A 19,737-nucleotide genomic window follows, 5' to 3' on the forward strand; every position below is an offset into this window, starting at 1 on the left:
GTGTAATAGGCAACCTAATTAACGGGATTATATCGAGAATAAGAATGTTATAAAATTAGTTATCGATATAATTTCTCATGCCTCAAAATCACTCGAACTGACGTCAACTTTTATAATAAACTTAATATGCCTTTTCAAATGCTTTAACAAAGGAAAAACACAATAAGCTCATTTCTTAACATACCTCATTTTTTCACTGTAGCTGCTACACTAAATTTGTATAGTATATAATCTACATACAGAATATTATTTACACTATACATAAAAACAGATACCCATGAAAAACGTACTATTTGTATTAACAAGCCACGAAGATTTAGGTAATACAGGACACAAAACAGGATTTTGGATAGAAGAATTTGCAGCACCCTATTATATATTAAAAGACAAAGGCGTAAACATAACCATAGCCTCACCAAAAGGTGGGCAACCACCAATAGACCCAACAAGCGCGACTTCAGATTTTGAAACACCTGCAACCATTCGTTTTAACGATGATAAAGCCACACAAAATGCCTTAGCAACATCTATTACATTAGAAACCGTAAACGAAGCAGATTACGATGCTGTGTTTTACCCTGGCGGCCACGGCCCTTTATGGGATTTAGCAGAAGATAAAAACTCTATTGCATTAATAGAATCGTTTTACACAAACAACAAACCCGTAAGTGCGGTTTGCCATGCCCCAGCAGTATTTAAACATACAAAAAACACAGATGGCTCTCCTTTAGTAAAAGGTAAAAACGTAACCGGTTTTACTAATACCGAAGAAGACGCTGTAGAGTTAACATCTATAGTACCGTTTTTAGTAGAAGATATGCTAAAAGATAATGGCGGCATCTACTCTAGAAAAGACGATTGGCAACCTCACGCAGTAGAAGACGGGTTATTAATTACAGGACAAAATCCTGCGTCTTCCGAATTAGTAGCAGAATTATTGCTAAAACGATTGTAAATTTAATTACGCAAATAATATTGCAAGCGACTTGAAGTTTATTTTCGAGTCGCTTTTCTTTTTTGTGTTTTGAATAGATAGGTTAAAAAATGGTATATTGTTCTATATATGCGTGATGAGTTACGTTTATATAATAGTTGTAAGTAATGCAGGAAAAAGATTTTATATATGGACTATAATTACGATAGAGTAGAAAATTTATTGATTCAGTCTATAAAGAAACATCTTAATTTAGATAAATATAAAGATGGCATCACCGCTATGAAAGCCTTAAATGCATTTTATAATCATTACAATCAAGTTTCATTGAAACAATTATACTCTCCAGAATTGAATGAAGAAATTTATTGCCCAGACGGAAATGTATTTGCTAGTGTAGGCGATATATTTAGTTACCAAGGAAGGACAGAAAACCCTAAGTGTATTAATCGTAGATTAAGGTTTGAACATCATTTTTATGGATATTTTGAATATGAAGTAGTTGAACTTAGACTTTATATGTTTTACAAACCTGAAGACATTACTGAATCTCATAGAGTTTCATCTCATTTTGATGATGAAAAAATTATGGATATTAAAAAGAATGAATGGTTTAAGAAAATTAAAAATGATAAGCCTCTAGATTACAGTATTGATATAAACTTCAATGCATAACAGCAAAGCTTAAAACAGCTGTAGAAGACGGTTTATTAATTACAGGACAAAATCCAGCGTCTTCCAAATTAGTAGCAGAGTTATTGCTAAAACGATTGTAACTTTAATTACACAAATAATATTGCAAGCGACTTGAAAATAAACCTCAAGTCGCTTTTTTTATACTTTATTATAATCATTTTAGAAAAGGTCTCTTTAATAATCAACAAGCTCACTTAACTATACATATAGTATACTGTAACTATTCCAAAAATTTGGAATGCTATGATTTAAACTCTAAATTAGAGTACTCATTAAACCAAAAAGAAATGATACCACCTAAAGAAAAAATCAAACACATAATTGTAGTCATGTTCGAAAATCGCTCATTCGATCATATGCTAGGCTTTTTATACAAAGACAACAAATCGCCACTAGGCCACCCTTTTGAAGGCCTGACAGGACAAGAAACAAATCCCGATGGCAAAGGCGACACAATACAAGTATTCCCTATTAAAAACGACAACCCGTACACTTACTATATGCCTAAAATGGATCCTGGAGAAGGGTTTATGAATACTAACTTTCAGTTATTTGGAAATTTAAACCCACCATATCCATCTGGTATTGCACCAAACCAAGGCTTTGTTAGAGATTTTGAAAACAAAATAGGAAACAAATACTTTGGAGACCCGCCGTTTCATCCTAAAAAACCAACAAATAAAACGAAAACAACACCAGAAGCACCACATAAAGTTTCAGACCACTATAAAGACGAAAACTACCACCATTGGTACAAACATGTTTCGCCACCACAGTCTGGTTTAGAAATAGTAAGCAAATTTCCAAATACAGAACCCAAAGATATTATGGGCATGTATACGCCAGAGACATTGCCGGTACTCTCAAACTTAGCTAAAAGCTACGCTGTTTGCGATCATTATTATTGCTCAGTTCCATCTGAGACTCTTCCGAACAGAGCTTTTATGCACATGGCAACTTCTCAAGGACATTTATACGACGAAACACAATCTTATAGTGCCAGAAGCATCTTTAAACATCTAGAAAGTAATAATCATACTTGGGGAATTTATGGAGATGGCTCTAAATACTCTTATACCTATTCGTTTTGTCAAGACATATACAAAAAAGATGGTAGTGTGCCTAAAGGCTGTGGATATGGGGAGTTTAAAGCGTTTCAAGATGCCTTAGATAATGAGAACCTTCCAGATTATGTTTTTATAGAACCCGAATGGGGAAGCTATGGCAATAGTCAACACCCAAATTACGATGTAGCGGCAGGTGAGGCTTACATGTTAAAAATATACAATGCCCTTAAAAACTCTAAATATTGGGAAGATACCTTATTAATAATAAATTATGATGAGCATGGTGGTTGCTATGATCATGTTACACCACCAACAGGCGCTACGCAACCTAATCCAGAAGCTATAAATAAAGCCACAGGTTTTAAATTTGATCGTTTTGGTGTTAGAGTACCTTGTGTTTTAATATCGCCTTGGATTGAAGCCGGTACTGTATATAGAACTAAAAGCGAAACACCTTTAGACCATACCTCCATACTAAAAACAATAGAAGAACTCTTCAATTTATTACCATTAACCAACCGAGACAAGGCCGCCCCAAGCATTTTAGATGTGCTTTCACTCTCCGAAGTTAGAAAAGACGACCCAATGAAAGGTATTAAAGCTCCAGTAGCAGATGCTTCGGTTAAAATTCCTAATCATGCTTCACAAATTATAAAAGCACATGCTGCTTCACTTACCGAGCATAAAAATAGAGAAACAGGGGAGAATTTTAAAACACCAGATTTTAAAACCGATGAAGAAGCAAAAGACTACATTCGTAAATCGTATGAAGCGTATAACTAGCCCCCTTTTAATAAATGAATAACATAGAGAATATTATAAAATTACTAGATCTAAAACCACATCCCGAAGGTGGTTATTTTAAAGAAACTTATAGAAGTATCGGTAACATTAACACAGATAGCTTAGACCCAACCTATAACGGTGTACGTAGTTATTCTACATGTATCTATTTTTTATTAACTGTCTAATACGTTTTCAGCATTTCACCGTATTAAGCAAGATGAAATTTGGCATTTTTACGATGGTACTACTATTAAACTACATACAATATCTCCAGAGGGCCAACACTCAGAATATAAAATAGGAAGAGATTTTACTGCCGGAGAAGTGCCACAATTAGTAGTTTCTGGAGGCGATTGGTTTGCTGCCGAAGTTTCTGGCAACGATACTTATGCATTAGTGGGATGCACTGTGGCGCCTGGATTCGATTTTAGTGATTTCGAACTTCCAAATAGAACAGAGCTAATTTCTAAATTTCCCCAACATCAAAAAATCATTACCAAACTAACACATAATTAATACTTGTTTTATCTTATCTTAATAAGTACTAATATTGTTACATCTATACAAACTAATAACAACTTAATTATTAAAAGATTAAGCCTTTTAGTATCTATAAATAAATGAACCGATTTTTTGTCTATAAAAAATAGGGCTTCACTATTTGGTAATCAAATATATAATCGTAAATTTGCAAACTCTTTTCGAGAGAGGAATGTTTAATAAATAAAATTAATAATTGTGGACACATTAAGCTACAAAACGATTTCAGCTAACAAGGCAACTGTAGATAAGCAGTGGGTTTTAGTTGATGCTGAAGGTCAAACGTTAGGGCGTATGGCTTCTAAAGTTGCAAAACTTTTAAGAGGAAAACATAAGCCTAGCTTCACACCACACGTTGATTGTGGAGATAACGTAATTGTTATCAACGCAGAAAAAATCAACTTATCGGGAAACAAGTGGAATGACAAAACGTACATTCGCCACACCGGTTACCCAGGTGGTCAAAGAAGTTTAACTGCTACTGAATTGTTTGGAAAAGATCCAGCAAGATTAGTAGAGAAATCTGTAAAAGGAATGTTACCTAAAAATAAATTAGGAGCAGAGCTTTTTAGAAATTTAACTGTTGTAACTGGAACAGAGCACGCTCACGAAGCTCAAAAACCAACTACAATTAACTTAAACGAATTCAAGTAATGGAAGTATTACACAAAATTGGTCGTAGAAAAACGGCTGTTGCTCGTGTTTACCTTTCTGAAGGAAAAGGTGAAATTACAGTAAACAAAAAGACATTAAAAGACTACTTCCCTACAGCTACGTTACAGTACAAAGTAAACCAACCGTTAATGTTAACGGAAAACGAAGGTAACTTTGATGTTAAAGTAAACGTATATGGAGGTGGTATTACAGGACAAGCAGAAGCTATCCGTTTAGCAATTTCTCGTGCAATGTGCGAGTTAAATGACGAAAACAGAGGTATTCTTAAGCCTGAAGGATTATTAACTAGAGACCCTAGAATGGTTGAGCGTAAGAAATTCGGACAGAAGAAAGCGCGTAAGAAATTCCAATTCTCAAAACGTTAAAATTCTCAACTCGATTGGGAATCTGTTCATCAGTTTTTTTCAATCTTGTTAAACACAAAAAAATTAAAACAGTTATTGTTGTCCTAGTCCAAAAGACAGGATTTAGTTTAGCATCTAAATAGTTAAGGCGATTTAAATATAAAGACCACTTAATTATTGCTAATTCAACAGAACGTAAACTATTACAAAATGGCAGTAGAAGTAAAAGAATTACTTGAAGCAGGTGTACACTTCGGTCACCTTACACGTAAGTGGGATCCAAACATGGCCCCTTATGTATATATGGAGCGTAACGGTATCCATATTATAAACCTTTACAAAACAGCAGCTAAGATAGAAGAAGCAGGAGAAGCATTAAGTAAAATTGCAGCCTCTGGACGTAAAATCTTATTTGTTGCTACAAAAAAACAAGCAAAAGACATCGTCGCTGAAAAAGCAGGTAAAATTAACATGCCTTACATCACAGAAAGATGGCCAGGTGGAATGTTAACAAACTTTGTTACTATTAGAAAAGCAATCAAAAAGATGGCTACTATTGATAGAATGAAGAAAGATGGGACATTTTTAACGTTATCTAAAAAAGAGCGTTTACAAGTAGACCGTTTAAGAGCTAAGTTAGAGAAAAACTTAGGATCTATTACCGATATGACACGTCTTCCAGGAGCTTTGTTTGTTGTAGATATTAAACGTGAGCATATCGCGATTAAAGAAGCACAAAAATTAAACATTCCTATTTTTGCAATGGTAGATACTAACTCAGATCCACGTCAAGTAGATTACGTTATACCAGCAAATGACGATGCTTCTAAATCAATCGATAAAATATTAACGCATGTAACAGATGCTGTAACAAGTGGTCTTAATGCGCGTAAAGCTGAAAAAGCTAATAAAGAAGCTGAAAAAGCAGCAACTAAAGCAGCTCCAGCAAAAGCTGAAGCAGTAAAAGAAGAAGAATAAACAATATAATAACATTTACTTTAAGAGTCGTTTAATTCTTTTTCAGATATTGAAAATAAATTAAACGACTTTTTTCAAATTATACTTACTATGAGTACTACAGTAAAAATTACAGCAGCAGAAGTAAACAAATTAAGAAAAGCTACAGGCGCAGGAATGATGGACTGTAAGAAAGCATTAGTAGAAGCAGAAGGAGACTTCGACAAAGCTATTGATGTTTTACGTAAAAAAGGACAAAAAGTAGCTGCAAAAAGAGCCGATCGTGATTCTAGCGAAGGTGCAGCAGTTTCTAAAGTAAACGCAGATAACACTGTTGGTGTTGCTATCGTTTTAGGATGTGAAACTGATTTCGTTGGTAAAAACGAAAGCTTTTTAGCATTAGCTAACCAATTTGCAGATATAGCTATTAACTTCGATAACAAAGAAGATTTCTTAGCAGCAGATTTTGGAGGAATTACTGTAGCAGAAAAATTAGTTGAACAAACTGGTGTTGTTGGTGAAAAATTAGAAATCAACGCTTTTGAAAAATTAGAAGCAGCTTATGTTGGTACTTATGTTCACATTAACAAAATTGCAGCTTTAGTTGGTTTATCTGAAAGTATTGATAATGCAGCCGAAGTTTCTAAAGACGTCGCTATGCAAGTAGCCTCTATGGGTGCAACTACGTTATCTTACAAAGATTTCGATCCTGCATACGTAGCAGCTGAAACTGAAGCTAGAATTGCAGTTATAGAAAAAGATAATATTGAGCTAGGACGTTTAGGTAAAACACTTAAAAACGTACCTCAATACATTTCTATGGCTCAATTAACTCCAGAAGTAATGGCTAAAGCTGAAGAGGATGCTAAAGCAGAATTAAAAGCTCAAGGTAAACCAGAACAAATTTGGGATAAAATTTTACCAGGTAAAATGGAGCGTTTTGTATCAGATAACACAACATTAGACCAAGAACAATGTTTATTAGACCAGAAGTTTATTAAAGACGAAAAGCAAACCGTTGCAGATTACGTTGCTAATAACAAAGTAGCAGTTACAGCTTTTAAACGTGTATCTTTAGGATAGAATTTATAATCATTTCCGTGAAAGCGGAAATCTAAACAATACATTAAAACCACTACTCTATTCTAGAGCTAGTGGTTTTTTAGTTTTAATTAGTCTTCAATTTCAAAATCAAACAACGCTTGTACTGTTACTTGTAAAGCATTAGCAATAACATATAGTGTACCAATAGTAGTTTTTATCTCTCCACGTTCTATCCTCCCTATTTGATTAATAGGAATATCAGCATCGTTCGCTAATTGCTCTTGAGATAATTTTCTAGACGTCCTAAGCTGTCTTAAATGCGTTCCAAAGCGTATTATAAACTGTTCTTCATTTAGTTCCATGTGCTAAAGATGAGAACAGAAAAAGAACATAATAAACACAAATATGTGTTATTGTGATTTTTTTACTATATTGCCGTTAACTAATTAATAGTTATATTTAATTAACAAAACAGTAGTCTTTACTAATTATCGCTTTTAACCACCTAATAATCAATATATTTTTAACTCGTAACAATAGCTTTTAATGCACATGAAAAAAATAACCCTACACATTTTTGTACTCTCGCTAATTCTCGTTTTATTTAATTGCCAAAAGGACGACGATACCATTATCCAAGAAGAACAGCAAAAAAGCTCGAATGTTACATTTACAACCGTACGCTCTAAAACGATAGAAAACAACAAAGCACTTAAAACCATTTTAGAAAAGCAAAAAACAAAACAAATAGAAGCTAAAACAAGTAAAACTATATACAACGAGCAGTACGACTTTACTATTAACACCGATTATGCCAAAGTAATAGAACACAACAGCTTGAAACGGTATACCTTTGGTGTAACAAGAACAGAAGATAACGGTCTTTTAGAAAACCTACTATTAAAAGAACAAACAGACGGAACCTATAAAGTCTATTTAGTACAATACGCTATAACAATAGAAGAACGCAGTACATTAGCAAACCAAGAAATAGTAGACGTAGACAATAAAATTACATATGTACCACTAGAAGACATTTCTAGTTCTATTTTTAATAAAGTAAACTCAGACGCCGAGACCTGTACAGTGTACTCTTACGAATGGCAACAAGCTAGTACTTGTGGCGCAGGAGGAAACCATACGTATCAAGACGGCGGTTATAGTGCCACAAATCCAGGCGGTTGCCATGCATGGGGCAATCCCGATTTAATGGCTACCAGTGGCGGTTATGTTTTAACCTCTAATGAACAAGATTGCGGAAGCGGCTCTACTTCGGGTTATGATCCGTCTAATAACAATACAAATAGTAATACAACAAACAGTAATGGTGGTGGAAATTACACGCCTATACCTGATACAGAAGTAATATTATGTACAGATTGCCCTTTGATTGAGGATGATTGTTCTGCTACAGACGCTTTAAACAACTTAGAGACTACTTTAGGCTTAGATGCTGCTTTAGTAACATGTTTAAGTGATGAAGATAAATGTAAGCAAGTAAGTGATTTAAATGAATTTGTTAATCAAAACTCTGATAACACTGAATTCGCACAAATTGCAGCACAAGCTATATGCGATGGATATAACGTTAACTTTCAAGAGAAAATAATTAATAAACTAACTGGGAAAGCTAAATGTGTTTATGATAAAATTTCTCAACAAAATTCAGTACGGAATATTTTAAATAAATTTCAAAATCAACAATCTCCTGCTAAACTTATACTGAAATTAAATAATACTTTGGGAGCTTTTTATGCAGAAACACATCAACCTAATGAAAATGACTTAATTACTATTAATATTAATAATGAAAATACTGTATATGGTGTAGATTACCAACCTAACGTATTATTAGCTCAAACTATTTTTCATGAAATATTACATGCTGAATTTTTCAGAGAATTAGTAGAAGCTATTGGAGCAGGAAACTATAGTGGAGCTAGTTTAGAAGAAATATATCAAGCTTTAATTGATAATAATCTTTACACAATATATGATCACTTTAGAAACTATGAAGATTGGAGTCATAATTTTATGGCAAATTATTTTATAGATACAATCGCTAGAGCAACTCAAGAATATGCAACAGGAATAGCTGTAGCAGATAATGAACAACCGGACAACCTTTATATGAATTTAGCATGGCGTGGTCTTAGATATGAAAACTATGTTGCAGCTTGGGATATGTTAACGGAGGAGGAAAAAAACTCCATAGATAACACAATAAATAATTATATTGAAGAAAATAACAACCAAATATGTACAGAATAATGAAAAAAACTCTTATCTATTCATTAATAATGGTTTTTCTTTTTTTATTGCAAGATTGTAAAAGTGAAGAACCTAGAACTAATATAAATATATCTAAAATAATTAAAGCAGATTCAACTAAATTTGTCAACGACCTTTATAATAGGTATAGTATCAATGCTAGTAAATCATATTACCTCTCTAAAGAACAATATAACGCAATAAATAATGATGACGAATTAAAGAAACATGTAATTAAAGCAATTACGGATTCTATTCCTACATCATCTATTATCATGTCTTTAAAAACATATTTTAAAGATAATAATAAGGAGAAATTGTTTAATAGTTTTATAACTTTTAAAGAAAAATATGGTAGAAAAGAACATTAAATGGATGTGCATTTATTATATGAACCAAACGTTAAAAAAAATGTCGTGATACTAAAATAGTAAATAATAACAATATAACTTTTAGAATGTGCGATGTCATTTTAAACACTAATAGCTTCAAAAAAAATCATAATCATGAATTATTCCCTTTCCTTTTTGTTCTAGAAAAAACTCAAGACTCTATCTACAATAGATATAAAGTTACATGGTCAAATTAATAGAGTAATAAATTAGTATTAATTTATCTGTAAGTAACACCTATATTTAAGCAACAAAAAGCTAAAATTTTTATAAATTAAAATCTACATATTATAAAATGCTGAAAAACCACCACTCTATTTTTAGAATAGTGGTTTTTTATTTACCTAATATATTTAAATTTAGTCTTTAGTTTTTCTTTTTAATACAATACACTGTTTCCTGTATAGTAAACCAACAGAAGTAAAATATACCTACAGAGAATATAATATCTCCAATCATTCTTAACCATTTTAAGGTTTGTACTGTTGGAGAGTATAACAACTCAGCATCTCTAGCATAAGAGTATCCTTTGGTAATAGAAGTGTATGCTTGTATAATACCAACTGGTAATAAACTTAAAACTACCATAGCTACCAGACCTATATTTAATAACCAAAATGCACGCTTTAGCTTTTTAGAATGCCATACTCTGTCCGAATAAAAACGCAGGCATATAATAATGAATCCCATACCTAACATTCCATAGACACCAAATAAAGCGGTATGCGCATGCACAGCTGTAGTATTTAAACCTTGTATATAGTACAATGCAATTGGCGGATTAATTAAGAAACCAAATACACCAGCTCCTACCATATTCCAAAAGGCTACTGCTATAAAGAAAAAGATGGGCCATTTGTACTTTTGCATCCATTCATTAGACTTTAACAAGTTCCAGTTTTCTCTAATTTCAAATCCCATTAAAGTTAATGGCACAACCTCTAAAGCACTAAATGTAGCACCAAGCGCAATAGCTTGTACGGGTGTACCAGAATAATATAAATGGTGAAGTGTTCCAATAATTCCACCCGCCAAAAATATAGTGGCAGATGCTATAGAAGCTTTCCCTGCTGTTTTAGCAGATATTATTTTCATTCTTAAAAATATAAATGCAATAATTACAGTGGCAAACACTTCAAAAAAGCCTTCAACCCAAAGGTGTACTAACCACCATCTCCAATAATTAATAACTGGTAAACTACTATTTTCGCCATACATTAATCCAGAGAAAAAGAACATTCCAATAGCAATAACAGAAATTAAAAGAATGATTAATAGATGCTTAGAATCATCCTTTTTTCTAATCCCATGAAGAATGTGTCTACCAACCATAACAACCCATAAAACTAACCCTATACCAAGGAATATTTGCCAGAATCGTCCAAGATCCATGTACTCATAACCTTGGTGCCCAAAAAAGAAGTTAGTTGTTAAATCTAAAAACTGGTGTACGCCTAACCACTCCCCTAACAAAGAGCCTAATACTATAATAAGTAAGGCTATAAATAGAAAATTAATTCCAAAAACCTGAAATTTCATTTCTTTTCCACTAATCATAGGTGCTAAAAATAAACCTGTTGCTAACCAAGTTGCAGCAATCCAAAATACAGCTAATTGTGTATGCCAAGTTCGTGTAATAGAATAAGGCAATATATTAGCTAGGTCGAACCCAAAAAAGGCTTGCCCTTCAACTGTATAATGCACAGTTAAAATACCGAGTATAATTTGCAAACCTATTAATAGTGAAATAACTACAAAATATTTTAGTACCGCTTTTTGAGATTGTGTCAGTGTAAGATTACTTATAGGGTCCTTTTCTGGGTGTACAACAGCCTCACCTTTTTCATGGTTTCTTATATAATAATAGGCTAATATCCCAATAAATAGTAATAACAGTATAATAGAAAATCCAGACCAAATTTGAGAATCTGGAGTAATGGTATTGTCTATTAAGGGTTCATGTGGCCAGTTTGAAGTATAAGTATACTCTTGGTTTGGTCTATTTGTACTAGCAGCCCAAGATGTCCAAAACAAGAATGCGTTTAACTGTTCTAGTTTTTCTTTATTTACTAAAGTTCCTTTTTGAATGGCATATTGTTCATGCCCTTCAGAAAAAATTTTTGCATAATATTTAGAGTTATTTTTTATAGCGTTATATCTCGCTAAAGATATTGTTATAACCCTATTCTCTTCATTAAATGTATTTACTTTTACATGGTTAATTAATCTTGCTTTTAAAGCAGCTTGTTGTTCTGTATTTAAAGCGTTGTATGCTACATTAAAATCTTGCTTTGCCCAGCTATCTAGCATAAAAATGGCTTCTTTATGGATCCAATCGGCTGTCCAATCTGGTGCAACATAACTTCCATGTCCCCATATAGACCCAACTTCCATACCTCCAATAGACTCCCAAACATTTTGCCCAACTTGTATGTCTTCTTTAGTAAAAATAACCTCTTGCGTTTCCTTTACAACAACTTTATCTGGTATAGGTGGTTGTGTTTGGTAAATTTCTGTACCTACCCATATTAATGCAATAAAAGATAGTATAACTACGCTTGAAAATCCAATCCAAATTTTCTTCATTTTTTTATGTCTTAATTATTTTATTTGTTTAAGCTATGTTTTCTACACGTTCTACCGTATCCATTTGTGAGAGTGATAAACGAACAATACTATCTTGAACCCCAATTAAATCATGCGGAACATTTTCATCTAGTGCTATTAAATCTCCTTTTACTAGTTTGTAACGCTCTCCATTTACACCGAAATCTATGGCGCCTTCAAAAACTTCAATAACTATTGGGAACGGTGCTTTGTGCTCTTTCATAAGCTGCCCTTTTTTCATTGTTATTCTTATTTCTTTGGATTGTTTTGTTTTTAATAAAACTGTTATATTTGGTTTATTGTCGTTATAAACCAAATCTTTGGTAATTGATGCTGTTTTCATTTATTTAATTGCATTCGTTTTAAAAGTTTCATCCCATACATTACTAAGCAGACTGTTTTTATAATTTCGAATAAAACATAGTATAGATGTAACATACTTTCTGTAAGTATTTCGCCCTTTATTATTAATGTTGCTCTAGCATCTAAGGCTGGCAATAACCATACACTCTCAACTATTAAGAGAGCTAATCCTATAAAAAGGTAATAGGATTCTTTTAGTAATTTTTTAGGTTTATAAAGGATGAGCGATAATACTATTAATGCGGCACTAGTTAGTTCTACTTTATTTAGCATTCCAAAAACTAACTGCCCAATGCCTAATCCTAATTTTGTTGTAATTCCCGGTGCTTGAAACTTTAACCATGCCTCCATAAAACTTATGGCACATACAAATCCTACCCATACAAATACTATTGCAATTCGATAATTATATATTCTTGCTGTTTTCATAAAAGATTAAAAGACCTTTTTATCTTTTTTAATTATAAATTTTTTTTATGGTTTTAATATAGTTGACTCTAAATCCAATTCGTCTGTTATAGATACTAATGTTGTACTTTCCAACATAACTTTTAAGCGCTCTCTTATATCGGCAAATTTAAAATGTAATGGACATGGTGCTTTAGCATCACACTCTTTAAGCCCTAACCCACAACCAGTATATATAGAGTCTCCGTCTAAAACACTAACAACTTCACTTAATTTTGTTGTCATTTTATCTTTCTCTACAATAAAACCACCATAGGGTCCTTTTATAGACTTAATAATATTATTTCTAGTAAGTTGCTGTAAAATCTTAGCAGTAAAAGCTTGTGGCGAATTGATTTCTTCAGATATCTTGTTTAAACTTACTTTGTTATTAAGTTTAGATTGCTGTGCTATATATATAGCTGCTCTGAGACCGTATTCGCAAGATTTAGAAAACATATATTATAATATTAATAATGCAAAGTTATAGATAATTTTAATAAAGGACAATTTTATCCTTTATAATTTTACAACCATTATTATTTATCTAATTTCTATATATAAACTAAGTCTTATATGTTTCAATTCTTTTTTTAACAATCGGCTATATTGATTATATTTGCCAAACTCTTATTTTCGCCAAAACGAAAATTACATCAAACATTAGACTGTGCAATACAAAAGAATACTATTAAAATTATCTGGCGAGGCCTTAATGGGAAATCGTCAATACGGTATAGACCCACAACGTTTAGCCGAATATGCAGAAGATATAAAAGCAGTAACCGATAAAGGAATAGAAGTTGCTATAGTTATAGGGGGCGGTAACATTTTTAGAGGAGTTGCTGGAGCCAGTAATGGCATGGATCGTGTACAGGGAGACCACATGGGAATGTTGGCTACAGTTATTAATGGCTTAGCCTTACAAAGTGCTTTAGAAGATGCAGGAGTTAAAACACGCTTACAAACTGCTATAAAAATTAACGAAGTAGCAGAACCATTTATACGCAGAAAAGCAATGAGCCACTTGAGAAAAGGGCGTGTTGTTATTTTTGGAGGAGGAACTGGTAATCCTTATTTTACTACAGATTCTGCTGCTGTACTTAGAGCTATTGAAATTGAAGCCGATGTTATTTTAAAAGGAACACGTGTAGATGGCATTTATAATGCAGACCCAGAGAAAGATAGTAAAGCTATTAAATTTGACCATATTACTTTTGATGATGTATTGCGTCAAGGTTTAAAAGTAATGGACACAACTGCATTTACTTTAAGTCAAGAAAACGAATTACCAATAATTGTATTCGACATGAACACAAGAGGCAATTTAATGAAGGTTGTTTTAGGTGAAAATATTGGAACTCAAGTTAGTTTATAATAAATTGTATTTTTATACATACAATTAAAAATAAAACAACGTATAAATTTTGGCTCAGTTTTTGGATTGAGCACTAAATAAATAAAATACTTAGTAATGAACGAAAATATAACATTTATAATAGACTCTGCGAAAGAAGCAATGGATAATGCTATAAAGCATTTAGAAAAGCAATTTTTAAACATCCGTGCAGGTAAAGCAACACCGGCCATGTTAGGTAGTGTTATGGTAGATTATTATGGTTCGCAAACACCTTTAAGTCAAGTAGCAAATGTTAATACTCCAGATGGTAGAACGATTACGGTACAACCTTGGGAAAAAAATATGCTACAGGAAATAGAGCGTGGTATTGCTTATGCTAATCTAGGTTTTAACCCTATGAATAATGGAGAAACCATAATTATAAATGTCCCAGCTTTAACAGAAGAACGTAGACGCGAATTAGCAAAACAAGCAAAAGCAGAAGCCGAACACGCAAAAGTTGGTATAAGAAATGCGCGTAAAGAAGCAAACAACGATATTAAAAAAACCGAAGATGCCTCTGAAGATGTACAAAAAAGTGCAGAACAAGATATCCAGAATCTCACCGACACTTTTGTAAAGAAAATTGATGAGATATTCTCTACTAAAGAAAATGAGATAATGAAAGTATAAAAGTTAAAAGCGACATAATAGTCGCTTTTTTTAGCGCCTATTTTAATACTTTTGGTGAAGATATAATACTATGCAGTTTCTAAAACCTTTTATTTTTCTTCTAATAACCTTACAAATAACGTTTTGTAAGGCTCAAGATTATAAGTTTATCCCCAGTGATCAACACTTATTATCTAACGATGAAATAAAAACAATGCAAATAAAAGTTACACCAGATGTATTGTTGTTTTCCGAGCGTGGAGAAATTCTACCAAAAGCACAAATGGAGCTTATGGCCAACCCCAATTATACGCCTCTATTTTATGCTAATACGCAAGGACAACTAAAATCGATTATTTTTAAACAAACTAATAGCACTTCTACACGAATAGAAAAAAGCCCAGAAGCTTATTTTGAAACAGGAGAAAAAGCATTAGACTTTATTGTAAGCGATATAGAGGGTAATACGACTAAATTATCAAACCTTAAAGGAAAAGTAGTTGTCTTAAATTTTTGGTTCACTAAGTGTGGCCCATGTGTTATGGAAATACCAAGTTTAAATAATGTTGTTGATACATTTAAAAGTGAAGCTGTAGTGTTTATTGCCATAACTTTTAATAAAAAAGACCCCGTTAAACAGTTTTTAAAAGAACATAAATTTGATTATAAAATAGCCCCTAACGCAAATGATATCATTACAATGTATGGCGTACAAAGCTACCCAACAAACATTGTAATTAACCAAAAAGGAGAGATTGTACTTAAAGAATTAGGTTACAGAACAAATATTGAATCTGTATTAACGCAATCTATTAAATCGCTATTAGACTAATTTATATGATAAAACGTGGACTTCTTGTCTTCTTACTACTTATTGTACTTGCTGCTCAAGCACAAGTTCAAAACGACAGTATTGCTACTCAAGATTCAATTAAAAAAAACACCTTTATAAAACAACTGGGCAATGGCTATTTTCCAACAAAAGTCTTAAACTTCGATTTAAGATATTTGGTGAAATTTAATCAGTACGAGGGTTTTAGAACTGGATTAGGTGGTGTAACTAACGATGGTTTTTCAGAAAAATATAGAATAAACAGCTATGTCGTTTATGGCTTTGTAGATAAAAAAATAAAATATAGTATTGGTGGTGGGTTTAGAATTGCTCCTGAGACTAAAACATGGATAAACGTAGCATATACAGATGATTTGCAAGAAACAGGAAGCTCAAAATTTTTAACAGATAAGCGTTTCTTTTCTTTTTTTGAACCACGATTATTAAACATCGATCTTTTTCATAAACATATTACTACAAAGGTAGCTTTGGAACACGAAATTAATCCTAAGTTACTATCTGAGGTAGAATTTGCAACAAGTAATATTCGTCCAACATACGATTACAATTATTTATTAAATGGAGAATCATTTGGGTCTTACGAAACCACTACAGCTAAAATAGCTTTACAATGGAATCCTCGTGATGAATACGATACTGAAAGTAAAAAAATAATAAAGGAAGGCTATCCTAAATTCACATTACAGTATACCAAAAGTTTTAAAGATATTCTTAATGCCGACTTTAATTTTTCAAAACTCGATTTTAGGACTATTCATAAGGTAAACCACAATAAAGAATCGTTTTCAATAACCACTTTTTCTGCAGGTTTAGCACAAGGAGATGCGCCCCTAACACATTTATATCATGCCTACCCAAACAATATTACTAAAGAAACTATTTTGCAACGGTTTTCTGTTGCTGGAATAAACAGTTTTGAAACCATGTATTTTAATGAATTCTTTTCTGATAGGTTTGCAACTTTAATTTTTAAACATTACTTAAAGCCTTTTCATATTTCAAAGAATTTTAATCCTCAATTAGTGCTTATTTCAAGGTTTGCATTTGGTGACATGACTAACAAGAACAGACACCAAAATATAACATTTAACACCCTTAATAAAGGGTATACAGAATCTGGCTTTGAAATAAACAAATTGCTCTTCGGTTTTGGTTTAAGTTTCTCTTATAGATACGGGGCTTATCATTTGCCAAGAACGGATGATAACATTGCTTTTAAGTTCACTTTTAATATTACATTATAATTTCATTTTTATACAGTAAATCTATCTGTTTTCCATACCTTTGCGCCTTGTTTGTAAGGTTCTATGTCAAAAATTAAAAAATCACAATTTTGGGACATTGTAGCAAGAATTATCTTGCGTAATAAAATTCTTATTTTATTAGGTGTCATTATTGCAACTGTTCTGTTAAGTACGCAATGGAAGTACATGCGTTTTACGTATACAGAAGCTAATTTATTACCAGACGACCACGAAGTAAATCAAGAGTACAATAAATTTCTAGACATTTTTGGAGAAGAAGGTAACCTAATTGTATTAGGAGTTAAAGATTCTACTTTATTTACAGTTGAAAAATTAAACGCATGGAACGCATTATCTGATACGTTTAGAAATGAAACAGAAGTAGAAACAGTAGTTTCTATAAAAGACTTACAAAAACTAGTTAAGAACACTAAAGACGAAAAATTTGAATTAGAGCCCTTTATAAAAGATTCAATTACTTCTTTAGCTCAAATAGATACACTACAGGAAGAGTTATTTAAAAAATACCCTTTCTATGACAATTTTTTATTTAATACAAAAACAAAAACCATTCGTACAGCTATATATCTAAAAAAAGATATCATTAATAAGCCTGAGCGTAAGGATTTTGTAATGAATACACTTATAAAGCATATAGATGCCTTTGAAGCTAAGTACGATTTAGATGTCCGGGTCTCTGGGATGCCTTACATAAGAACACTTAACTCGCAGAACATAGTAGACGAAATAAACATATTTGTTATTGCAGCGTTATTGGTTACTTCATTAATTTTCTTTTTATTTTTTAGATCCTTCCGCGCTACATTTATTTCGCTTATTGTTGTATGTATTGGGGTAATGTGGACGCTTGGTATATTAGGGCTTCTTAAATACGAAATTACTGTACTAACCGCACTAATACCACCATTAATTATTGTTATAGGTATACCAAACTGTATTTTCTTAATTAACAAATACCAACACGAAGTAAAATTGCATGGTAACAAGGTTAAATCATTACAACGTGTAATTACTAAGGTTGGTAATGCCACGTTAATGACTAATGTTACTACTGCCTCTGGTTTCGCAACTTTTATAATAACAGAAAGTAAATTATTAAAAGAATTTGGGGTAGTTGCGTCTTTAAGTATACTTGCCATATTTATACTTTGTATTCTAATTATTCCAATAATTTATACGTTTTTACCGTACCCAAAAGACCGCCATTTAGAACATTTAAACAAACGATGGATTGGAGGTTTCGTAAATTGGATGGAGCGTATGGTAAAAGAAAAAAGGATAGCAATTTACCTAACATCCTTAATACTTTTAGTTGTTTGTATTATTGGTATTTATAAAATAAAAATCTCTGGAAGCCTTATAGAAGATATGCCTAAAAAGGCCGAGTTTTTTCAGGACATTAGATTCTTTGAAGATGAGTTTAATGGCATTATGCCATTAGAAATTATGGTAGACACAAAGCGTAAAAAAGGAGTCATGAAATTGGCAACTCTTAAACGCATGAATGAGTTAGAAGATTTAATTACAGAAACTCCAGAATTATCTAAACCAATTTCTGTAGTAAGCTTAGTTAAATACTCTAAACAAGCTTACTCAAATGGTAATCCTAAATATTATCAGTTACCAACCTCTCAAGAGAATCTATTTCTTTCTGTTTATATTAAAAACTCAGCTTCAGGAGACATTAATATGCTTAATAATTTTGTAGATAGTACTGGCCAATATGCCCGTATTACAACGTTTATGAAGGATATTGGTACAGATAAAATGAAACGCATTCAAGAAGATCTTCTTAATAAAATTGATAAAGTATTTCCTAAAGAACGTTACAACGTAACCATGACGGGGAAAGCTCTAGTATTTCAAAAAGGGACCACTTACTTAGTTAAAAACTTAGCCATCTCTTTATCATTAGCCATTTTATTAATTTCATTATTTATGGCTTACATGTTCCGTTCGTTTAGGATGATTATAGTGTCTTTAATCCCTAATTTATTACCACTAGTTGTAACGGCAGGGTTAATGGGCTATTTGGGCGTTCCTATAAAACCTTCCACTATATTGGTATTTAGTATTGCTTTTGGTATTTCGGTAGATGACACCATACACTTTTTAGCAAAATACAGACAAGAGTTACAAGCTAATAATTGGAGAATTAAAAAATCTGTATACGCAGCACTAAGAGAAACAGGAGTAAGTATGTTTTATACTTCTATTGTATTATTCTTTGGGTTTTCGGTATTTACCATTTCTAGTTTTGGTGGAACAGTTGCCTTGGGAGCCTTAGTCTCTGCTACACTATTATTTGCAATGTTATCTAATTTATTACTGTTACCATCTCTTTTATTGTCTTTAGAAAAGAGTATTGCAAATAAAGAAACATTAAAAAAACCAACAATAAATATTATTCCAGAAGAGAGCGACGAGGAAAGCAAGCCAGAAAACATGGAATAATTACAATAAAAAATTACATTTGTATTTAAAA

At 32.2% G+C, this 19,737-nt stretch carries 21 protein-coding genes and 1 pseudogene; 17 read left to right on the forward strand and 5 right to left on the reverse strand.

Annotation, left to right across the window (positions count from 1 at the left end):
* Nucleotides 1-277 precede the first annotated feature (277 nt).
* From ACVC08_RS04170 to tsf, 10 genes and pseudogenes are all read left to right on the forward strand, one after another.
* Nucleotides 278-955 carry a type 1 glutamine amidotransferase domain-containing protein gene (locus ACVC08_RS04170; protein WP_452601103.1) on the forward strand — a complete coding sequence of 226 codons (678 nt, stop codon included), beginning with the start codon at nucleotides 278-280 and terminating at the stop codon, nucleotides 953-955.
* A 168-nt stretch (nucleotides 956-1,123) separates the two neighbouring features.
* Nucleotides 1,124-1,609, forward strand: coding sequence for a hypothetical protein (locus ACVC08_RS04175; RefSeq protein WP_452601104.1), 486 nt, complete (start codon nucleotides 1,124-1,126; stop codon nucleotides 1,607-1,609).
* 17 nt (nucleotides 1,610-1,626) lie between these two features.
* Nucleotides 1,627-1,710 (forward strand): annotated as a pseudogene (locus tag ACVC08_RS04180) (type 1 glutamine amidotransferase domain-containing protein); the annotation flags it as partial.
* A gap of 207 nt (nucleotides 1,711-1,917) precedes the next feature.
* A complete protein-coding gene (locus tag ACVC08_RS04185) occupies nucleotides 1,918-3,480 on the forward strand; it encodes an alkaline phosphatase family protein (protein WP_452601105.1) in 1,563 nt (520 codons plus the stop codon).
* Nucleotides 3,481-3,494: 14 nt separating this feature from the next.
* Nucleotides 3,495-3,668, forward strand: a complete 174-nt coding sequence (locus tag ACVC08_RS04190; protein ID WP_452601106.1) for a cupin domain-containing protein — start codon at nucleotides 3,495-3,497, stop codon at nucleotides 3,666-3,668.
* Between the two features lie 37 nt (nucleotides 3,669-3,705).
* Nucleotides 3,706-3,999 carry a cupin domain-containing protein gene (locus ACVC08_RS04195; RefSeq protein ID WP_452601134.1) on the forward strand — a complete coding sequence of 98 codons (294 nt, stop codon included), beginning with the start codon at nucleotides 3,706-3,708 and terminating at the stop codon, nucleotides 3,997-3,999.
* A gap of 222 nt (nucleotides 4,000-4,221) precedes the next feature.
* Nucleotides 4,222-4,677 carry a 50S ribosomal protein L13 gene (rplM, locus tag ACVC08_RS04200; RefSeq protein ID WP_452599954.1) on the forward strand — a complete coding sequence of 152 codons (456 nt, stop codon included), beginning with the start codon at nucleotides 4,222-4,224 and terminating at the stop codon, nucleotides 4,675-4,677.
* Nucleotides 4,677-5,063 (forward strand): 30S ribosomal protein S9, encoded by a 387-nt coding sequence (rpsI, locus tag ACVC08_RS04205; protein WP_452599955.1) that lies wholly within the window; start codon nucleotides 4,677-4,679, stop codon nucleotides 5,061-5,063. Before rplM ends, rpsI begins: the two co-directional genes overlap by 1 nt.
* Before the next feature lie 189 nt (nucleotides 5,064-5,252).
* Entirely contained in the window at nucleotides 5,253-6,020 is a 768-nt protein-coding gene (gene rpsB / locus ACVC08_RS04210; RefSeq protein ID WP_452599956.1) for a 30S ribosomal protein S2, read from the forward strand.
* A gap of 90 nt (nucleotides 6,021-6,110) precedes the next feature.
* Complete coding sequence (gene tsf, locus ACVC08_RS04215; protein ID WP_452599957.1) at nucleotides 6,111-7,082, forward strand: translation elongation factor Ts; 972 nt, start codon at nucleotides 6,111-6,113, stop codon at nucleotides 7,080-7,082.
* 89 nt (nucleotides 7,083-7,171) lie between these two features.
* Here tsf and ACVC08_RS04220 read toward each other — a convergent pair whose 3' ends face one another.
* Nucleotides 7,172-7,405, reverse strand: coding sequence for a helix-turn-helix domain-containing protein (locus tag ACVC08_RS04220; RefSeq protein ID WP_452601107.1), 234 nt, complete (start codon nucleotides 7,403-7,405; stop codon nucleotides 7,172-7,174).
* Nucleotides 7,406-7,595: 190 nt separating this feature from the next.
* Between ACVC08_RS04220 and ACVC08_RS04225 the strand changes: the two genes are divergently transcribed.
* Both ACVC08_RS04225 and ACVC08_RS04230 read left to right on the forward strand, forming a co-directional pair.
* Nucleotides 7,596-9,314, forward strand: coding sequence for a hypothetical protein (locus ACVC08_RS04225; RefSeq protein ID WP_452601108.1), 1,719 nt, complete (start codon nucleotides 7,596-7,598; stop codon nucleotides 9,312-9,314).
* A complete protein-coding gene (locus ACVC08_RS04230; RefSeq protein WP_452601109.1) occupies nucleotides 9,314-9,685 on the forward strand; it encodes a hypothetical protein in 372 nt (123 codons plus the stop codon). Before ACVC08_RS04225 ends, ACVC08_RS04230 begins: the two co-directional genes overlap by 1 nt.
* Nucleotides 9,686-10,072: 387 nt before the next feature.
* Here ACVC08_RS04230 and ACVC08_RS04235 read toward each other — a convergent pair whose 3' ends face one another.
* From ACVC08_RS04235 to ACVC08_RS04250, 4 genes are read right to left on the reverse strand one after another with little or no spacing between them, the layout of a single operon-like run.
* Nucleotides 10,073-12,292: a nitric-oxide reductase large subunit gene (locus ACVC08_RS04235; protein ID WP_452601110.1), complete on the reverse strand. Its 2,220-nt coding sequence runs from the start codon at nucleotides 12,290-12,292 to the stop codon at nucleotides 10,073-10,075.
* A gap of 28 nt (nucleotides 12,293-12,320) precedes the next feature.
* Nucleotides 12,321-12,656: a cupin domain-containing protein gene (locus ACVC08_RS04240; protein ID WP_452601111.1), complete on the reverse strand. Its 336-nt coding sequence runs from the start codon at nucleotides 12,654-12,656 to the stop codon at nucleotides 12,321-12,323.
* Nucleotides 12,653-13,105: a hypothetical protein gene (locus ACVC08_RS04245; RefSeq protein WP_452601112.1), complete on the reverse strand. Its 453-nt coding sequence runs from the start codon at nucleotides 13,103-13,105 to the stop codon at nucleotides 12,653-12,655. Before ACVC08_RS04245 ends, ACVC08_RS04240 begins: the two co-directional genes overlap by 4 nt.
* A 45-nt stretch (nucleotides 13,106-13,150) precedes the next feature.
* Entirely contained in the window at nucleotides 13,151-13,582 is a 432-nt protein-coding gene (locus ACVC08_RS04250) for an RrF2 family transcriptional regulator (protein ID WP_452599961.1), read from the reverse strand.
* Between the two features lie 211 nt (nucleotides 13,583-13,793).
* On the opposite strand from ACVC08_RS04250, the gene pyrH reads away from it, so the two are divergent.
* The 5 genes from pyrH to ACVC08_RS04275 all read left to right on the forward strand — a co-directional run bounded on the left by pyrH (nucleotide 13,794) and on the right by ACVC08_RS04275 (nucleotide 19,706).
* The gene (gene pyrH, locus ACVC08_RS04255; protein ID WP_452601113.1) at nucleotides 13,794-14,501 is read left to right on the forward strand and encodes a UMP kinase; all 708 of its coding nucleotides are present in this window, start codon (nucleotides 13,794-13,796) and stop codon (nucleotides 14,499-14,501) included.
* Nucleotides 14,502-14,597: 96 nt separating this feature from the next.
* Complete coding sequence (frr, locus tag ACVC08_RS04260; protein WP_452601114.1) at nucleotides 14,598-15,155, forward strand: ribosome recycling factor; 558 nt, start codon at nucleotides 14,598-14,600, stop codon at nucleotides 15,153-15,155.
* A gap of 70 nt (nucleotides 15,156-15,225) precedes the next feature.
* Nucleotides 15,226-15,966: a TlpA family protein disulfide reductase gene (locus ACVC08_RS04265; protein ID WP_452601115.1), complete on the forward strand. Its 741-nt coding sequence runs from the start codon at nucleotides 15,226-15,228 to the stop codon at nucleotides 15,964-15,966.
* Nucleotides 15,967-15,971: 5 nt separating this feature from the next.
* Nucleotides 15,972-17,231 (forward strand): DUF5686 family protein, encoded by a 1,260-nt coding sequence (locus tag ACVC08_RS04270; RefSeq protein WP_452601116.1) that lies wholly within the window; start codon nucleotides 15,972-15,974, stop codon nucleotides 17,229-17,231.
* Between the two features lie 63 nt (nucleotides 17,232-17,294).
* Nucleotides 17,295-19,706 carry an efflux RND transporter permease subunit gene (locus ACVC08_RS04275; RefSeq protein ID WP_452599676.1) on the forward strand — a complete coding sequence of 804 codons (2,412 nt, stop codon included), beginning with the start codon at nucleotides 17,295-17,297 and terminating at the stop codon, nucleotides 19,704-19,706.
* Nucleotides 19,707-19,737 lie beyond the last annotated feature (31 nt).

It is taken from the genome of Pontimicrobium sp. MEBiC06410 (genome assembly GCF_053601615.1).